This window comes from Methylomagnum sp., from assembly GCF_054333355.1.
Genome location: NZ_JBTEKS010000330.1, coordinates 1 through 4,963 on the forward strand (window position 1 = coordinate 1; position 4,963 = coordinate 4,963).

Here is a 4,963-nt window from a genome sequence, read left to right on the forward strand (position 1 = left end):
AACACGGCCCGCTCGTGGGGGCGCTTGCCGAACACCAGTTTGCGGGAACACTCGATCAGGTCCGGGACTTCCACGTAGAACAGCAGCTTACCCTTGCCCGCCTTGCCGCTGCGGATTTCCACCCGGCCCGGATCGTTGAGCCAGTCAGCCAGGGGCAAGCCAATTTCGCCGAACACGCGGCGGGCTTCGTCGAAGTCGTCAAGATCAAGGGAGGCTACCCGGCTCGGCAACAAGGCCAGCCCGAGGTTATCCCCGGCCTTGACCCAGCCCCGCGCCGCCGCCACGTCCGGCGTATAGCCTTGCGGGTTGTCCGCCGTGCGGGGAAGGTTCCAGCCCGTCCCGGTCGGGCCTTTGGTGGGGCGTCCGGCCACGCGGGGTATCCGCACGAAGTTGAAGCCCGCCGCGCCGTATTGGGCTAGAATGGTGTCCGCATTTATTTCATTTTGAAGGCCCGCTTCGGCATTAGTCGAAGTCGGGCTTTTTTCTTGGTCAGTCATCGCGCCCTCGCTCGCTCGATTGAGCCGCGCCGTGTTGGATGGCCGTCACCGTTGCCTGAATTCGGCCCACCCCCTCACGAAGGTTGTCCACCACAAGCCCCAAGGCTTCCGTGATGGACGTGCCCGCCAATCCGCCCGACTGCGCTGCCGTCCGGCCTTGCTGGGTGGTCACGCAGCGCACTAGGTCCGCCACGGCCAGCGCCCGCGCCAAGGTGGCTTCAATCTCGCCCATCTCCAGACAGAGTTTTTCCAAGCTGGTGTTTTTATCCATGGGCTTCGCCCTCCCCGCCGCTCTTGGTGGGGGGCGCACCGTCAAGCAAGCCGTGTTCGGCGAAACTGAAGGTCCGCCCGCCGCCCACGATGAAGTGATCCAGCACGCTCACCCCGATGACCGCCAGCGCGGATTTCAGGGCGCGGGTGATGTCGTGGTCCGCTTCGCTGGGTTTGAGGGAGCCGGACGGATGGTTATGCGCCAAAACAACCGATACGGCATTGTGGCGCAGCACGGCCTTGACGACCTCGCGAGGGTGAACGAGTGCGTAAGCGACGGTGCCTTGGGAAACCTGCTCGAAGGCCAGGGGGCGATTCTGGCTATCCAACAGGAGTAGCCCGAACACTTCCGACTCGTAAGAGGCAAGGCACAAAGTCAGGTAGTCCGCCGCCAGGGTGGGCGAGGTCAACGCGGGCGTGTCGCGGAAGACACGGCGCTCTAGCAGGCGTTTCGCGGCCTGGATGATTTGCTCATCGGTCAACGGCTTGCGGGTGACGTAGCGGCCCGACTTCTCGCAGACGCGGAAGTTAGGGATTGCAGCGGGTTGAGTGGAGGGGGAACGGCGGATTTTGGGCGCAATTTGCCCGTTGATGGGGGATTTCATGGGAGGCTCCTTTGTGTAGGGTTGGAGCCGTCTCGCTTGACGCCAATCAAGATGGAGACGGACTGTGCGGCGTTGGCGTACCGGCACAAAGGAACCGGCCAGTCTCACGACTGCGCCGCACAGGCCGCCATAGCGGAAGATGCGGGCACAAAAAAGCGCCTGCATGGATGATAGGCGCTGTGCGCCTTTGTGGTTCGGGACGCCAATCCCGACCGTCGCATGAGGCGACGGCGCAAGCAGGGTAGCCGGGTGGCTGATGTTGGTCAAGTTACTCATCGCTGCCACCTTCGCCGGGTTCCTTGAGGCGGAAGCCCCGAAACCCCGGCTCCTTATTGGCCCGCACATCTACGGGAGCGTCCAAAAGGTGGGCATCCAGATATGACCCGTCTTCGTCCTCCACCACGAGCAGTACAAGAACCGGACTGGAAAACGCTTCGCCCGTGTCCAGGTCTTTGAAGTCGGCAACGAGGTTCGGGGGGTTATAGAAAGCGGCTGCAATCCGCTCTAATTTCTCATTATTCGCCATGACCGTTTCCCACTTTATTGAGATAACCAGCCGCGTTGCGAAATTCCATCATTCCGTCAATGACAGCCGTTTTAAAATCCCGCCCGGTTTCCTCGTCCAATCCCCCGTGACTCAAGACTCTGCCAACAATGTCATTGGCTATTTGGATCATCTGACCAAGACTGGTTCGCGCTTCATTTAAAACAAGTTCGCGGAAATCCATTGGCCCACTTTCGATCTTTTCAAACCGCTCAGAGAGGACTTCGGATAACGGTTTTTCAGGCTCAATAAACTGGTAGCCTCGGAAGTTTGAACACTCTCCAATGTTGAGACCATCTTCCAGCACAGCATCCATAACCCAGATATTTCCGCCTTGAAATGTGCCCTCCTTAATTACTATGGCAATAATCGGGTCCAGGAAAACTGAACCATCCTCATTCTCGAATACCGCCCGCAAATTGTTTTGGGCTGGAAACGCTGAAATGACTTTCTCGTTCAGTAATCTATAGTCAGATTTGGCGTCTATTACTGTTTTGGGTTTCTTTGTACTCATGCGGCATTCTTCCTTGCAGCCTCAAGCTTGGTTTGCATCCAAGCCAATACCTCAGAATGCAGCCATGCGCTTTCGCGGGCCGATAGCTTTATCGGTCGGGGAAACGTGGTATCCGCGTAGATTTGAGATTTTGAACGCCCGGTTATTACTCGGACTTCGGGAAGCCGGACGAATCTATCACCCGGCTTTATCAGGATTTCAGCTTGCATTGTTGGACTCCATAGGAAAGGAGCCAACACTTTGCGCAGATTCAATTTGAAAGTGTTCCATGGAAAGAAGAAAGATTCCATGGAAGCGCTATGGAAAGGAAATGCGTTTCAGCGAATAGGCTTTTTTAGCGTTAATTCAATAGCTTCCTTAAGAAGGTCCGAAAGTTTGGAATGGCCTTGCCCATCTGTGCTTACCTCCATATCCACAAGCAGGCCATCAATTCCCTTGAAAATACCATTTCGGTTTGGGTTCGCTCTCGTGCCAAACTTTTTTCCGTCAGCTTTCTCAATCAAAAGTAGCGATAAAGCCCCGATTGTGCGTAATAGATGTTCACGCTTTTTTGGGTCCAGATCGTCATTGGCTGATTGGTCTGATATGTTGTTTTCCTCAAATCTTCCAGAGAGATTAGCTTGCAAGGTGGTTAAGTCATCAGCCATGATGACTAACTTCATATCTGAGATACGCTTTTTGTCATAATCAGCCATTTGTAAATCTAAAGGATTCTCAGGGCGGGGATATAAAAAAGCAGCAAAATACTTATCCTCGTCAACGGTTGGTAGCCACGCTCCCTTTGCTAGTGCTGTGTGATTAGCTTCATATGCTAATAAGTCCTTGGGCGTAATTCTTAGAGGCTCGTTACAAGCTATTCTCCTGCAACGGATTTCCGTGCCGTCCTGTTTTATTTTGAGTGGCTCAACCGGCCAATTACACGTAAGCGCATAGATTCCAATTTGTCTTGTTGCACCATAATGAATTATATCATCTACTTTGCAACCGATAATTTCTGCCGCGTCCTGTATCTGATACCATTTTCGTCTGATTTTATTTTTTCCTCCGTCGGCAATCCAAGTCTTCGGCGTATGCCGTGCTTTGGTGTCGTCAAACCATGCCTTATGTTTTTCGCGCACTTCGCCATCAATATTTGGATCGAGGCTTAGCGCGTACTCTTCTCGCCGATAAGTAACTTCCTGTTCCGTTATTTCCCCCGTAGAAATAAGCTTCATGCGCCGAATCTTTCCGCTGTCTTCGTCCACCTGCTTTTCTATAAATTCATAGTGCCAGACCGACAGATCATCAAGAAAAACAAAAGCCTGTGTCGGCATGGCCTTGGCAACACTATCAAGCCAAACGGGGTAATTTTTATACTCGTATTCTCCTTCGGATGACTTTAAATCCCCGGTTATCATCGCGACATAATCTAATGGTCGTCCCCATTCAATAGGGTTAATTGCAACAGTATCACCGTCTTCGTTGAGCTTATAAGCGGTTAAAAATGCCGGAGCCATTCGACCATAGTCTTCATGCGTCAAAGACTGCAATACCTCTTCAAACGCGACTCGAACACCCCAACCGGGGTAAACAACGTATGGAAGCGCCCACACCGGCAAAGCTTCCCGACCCTGAATCTTGCGAACAATCGACATAGCGCCCCCTTTGACGCCTATCCCCTTTAAGGAAGGAACCACGCCAGCCAGATAAAGGGGGAATCCTCCGGCCAGCCCCAGCCAATCGCCATCCACGATCCGGCCATGCCCAACCCATCCTTCCGAAGCGTCAGCGCCGGGAAACCCAGCATGAACGGGGGCGGGCTATTGCAAGCCGGGACGGCTACCTATAATTTTTATAGGTCTAGGGAGGAATAATGACATGAACATTCTGGCCTTTCCAATGACGCCCCGCCGGGCGCTCGAATTGATCCGGGAAGCCGTCGCACAAGAGCGGGTCATCTTCCCCGCCCTGGAAGGGGAAAGCCCCTGGTATCGGATCGTCACCCGGCGTCAGGTCATGCTGTGCTTGAAGGAAGGCGAGTTGACCGAAGCGCCCGCCGTCAACCAACACGGCGACGTGCAATGCCGGATGGCGCATTTCAGCGCGGGCGTGAATGTGAGATTGTCGGCGGTACTAAAAGAAATGGGCGGCTGGACCGCCATCATCATCGAGGTGGAGAACAAGCTATGAATCACTACCACTATCAGGAATGCGGCCTGGATAACGTCTGGCTGGAAAACGGCTACGAGTTCCACGAAACCCCCTACGGCAAGGGCGTTTCCTTCCTCAACGCCGGAGCCCTGGACGCCACCATCGCCAAGGCGTTGACCGAAAAGCCCGCCCCCCTCACCGGCAAGGAACTCCGGTTCCTGCGGATCATGCTCAACCTGTCGCAAAAGACCGTGGGCGAATTGATGGGCAAGGAAGCGCAAACCGTGGCCCTGTGGGAGAAGGCCGACGCGCTCAAGCCCGACGTGGATTTCCTGTTCCGGCACATCTACCGGCAAACCGCCATCAACCGGAACGACAACTACCGGGAACTGGTGGAACGCCT

Annotated in this window: 9 protein-coding genes; 2 read left to right on the top strand and 7 right to left on the bottom strand. The window is 54.6% G+C overall.

Translation table 11 applies throughout. The features are described 5' to 3' along the window. The 7 genes from ACXWUF_RS18465 to ACXWUF_RS18495 all read right to left on the bottom strand — a co-directional run. Positions 1 to 497: bifunctional DNA primase/polymerase (locus ACXWUF_RS18465; RefSeq protein WP_458496068.1), on the bottom strand; the 497-nt coding region annotated here is incomplete at its 3' end. Continuing rightward, positions 490 to 768: a hypothetical protein gene (locus ACXWUF_RS18470; protein WP_458496069.1), complete on the bottom strand. Its 279-nt coding sequence runs from the start codon at positions 766 to 768 to the stop codon at positions 490 to 492. The genes ACXWUF_RS18470 and ACXWUF_RS18465, both read right to left, overlap by 8 nt. Then, a complete protein-coding gene (locus ACXWUF_RS18475; RefSeq protein ID WP_458496070.1) occupies positions 761 to 1,372 on the bottom strand; it encodes a JAB domain-containing protein in 612 nt (203 codons plus the stop codon). The genes ACXWUF_RS18470 and ACXWUF_RS18475 overlap by 8 nt, the downstream gene beginning before the upstream one ends. Before the next feature lie 268 nt (positions 1,373 to 1,640). Further along, a complete protein-coding gene (locus tag ACXWUF_RS18480) occupies positions 1,641 to 1,898 on the bottom strand; it encodes a hypothetical protein (RefSeq protein WP_458496071.1) in 258 nt (85 codons plus the stop codon). Continuing rightward, the gene (locus tag ACXWUF_RS18485) at positions 1,888 to 2,430 is read right to left on the bottom strand and encodes a hypothetical protein (RefSeq protein WP_458496072.1); all 543 of its coding nucleotides are present in this window, start codon (positions 2,428 to 2,430) and stop codon (positions 1,888 to 1,890) included. Before ACXWUF_RS18485 ends, ACXWUF_RS18480 begins: the two co-directional genes overlap by 11 nt. Continuing rightward, positions 2,427 to 2,720 (bottom strand): helix-turn-helix transcriptional regulator, encoded by a 294-nt coding sequence (locus ACXWUF_RS18490; protein WP_458496073.1) that lies wholly within the window; start codon positions 2,718 to 2,720, stop codon positions 2,427 to 2,429. Before ACXWUF_RS18490 ends, ACXWUF_RS18485 begins: the two co-directional genes overlap by 4 nt. Positions 2,721 to 2,747: 27 nt before the next feature. After that, positions 2,748 to 4,160 carry a hypothetical protein gene (locus ACXWUF_RS18495; protein WP_458496074.1) on the bottom strand — a complete coding sequence of 471 codons (1,413 nt, stop codon included), beginning with the start codon at positions 4,158 to 4,160 and terminating at the stop codon, positions 2,748 to 2,750. 127 nt (positions 4,161 to 4,287) lie between these two features. On the opposite strand from ACXWUF_RS18495, the gene ACXWUF_RS18500 reads away from it, so the two are divergent. Then, positions 4,288 to 4,599 carry a hypothetical protein gene (locus ACXWUF_RS18500; RefSeq protein ID WP_458496075.1) on the top strand — a complete coding sequence of 104 codons (312 nt, stop codon included), beginning with the start codon at positions 4,288 to 4,290 and terminating at the stop codon, positions 4,597 to 4,599. After that, a partial coding sequence (locus tag ACXWUF_RS18505; protein WP_458496076.1) for a hypothetical protein occupies positions 4,596 to 4,963 on the top strand: 368 nt, incomplete at its 3' end. The genes ACXWUF_RS18500 and ACXWUF_RS18505, both read left to right, overlap by 4 nt.

Coding starts and splice junctions, on each gene's coding strand:
- ACXWUF_RS18500 (WP_458496075.1), top strand. CDS start 4,288: ATGAACATTCTGGCCTTTCCAATGACGCCCCGCCGGGCGCTCGAATTG.
- ACXWUF_RS18480 (WP_458496071.1), bottom strand. CDS start 1,898: ATGGCGAATAATGAGAAATTAGAGCGGATTGCAGCCGCTTTCTATAAC.
- ACXWUF_RS18470 (WP_458496069.1), bottom strand. CDS start 768: ATGGATAAAAACACCAGCTTGGAAAAACTCTGTCTGGAGATGGGCGAG.
- ACXWUF_RS18485 (WP_458496072.1), bottom strand. CDS start 2,430: ATGAGTACAAAGAAACCCAAAACAGTAATAGACGCCAAATCTGACTAT.
- ACXWUF_RS18490 (WP_458496073.1), bottom strand. CDS start 2,720: ATGGAATCTTTCTTCTTTCCATGGAACACTTTCAAATTGAATCTGCGC.
- ACXWUF_RS18475 (WP_458496070.1), bottom strand. CDS start 1,372: ATGAAATCCCCCATCAACGGGCAAATTGCGCCCAAAATCCGCCGTTCC.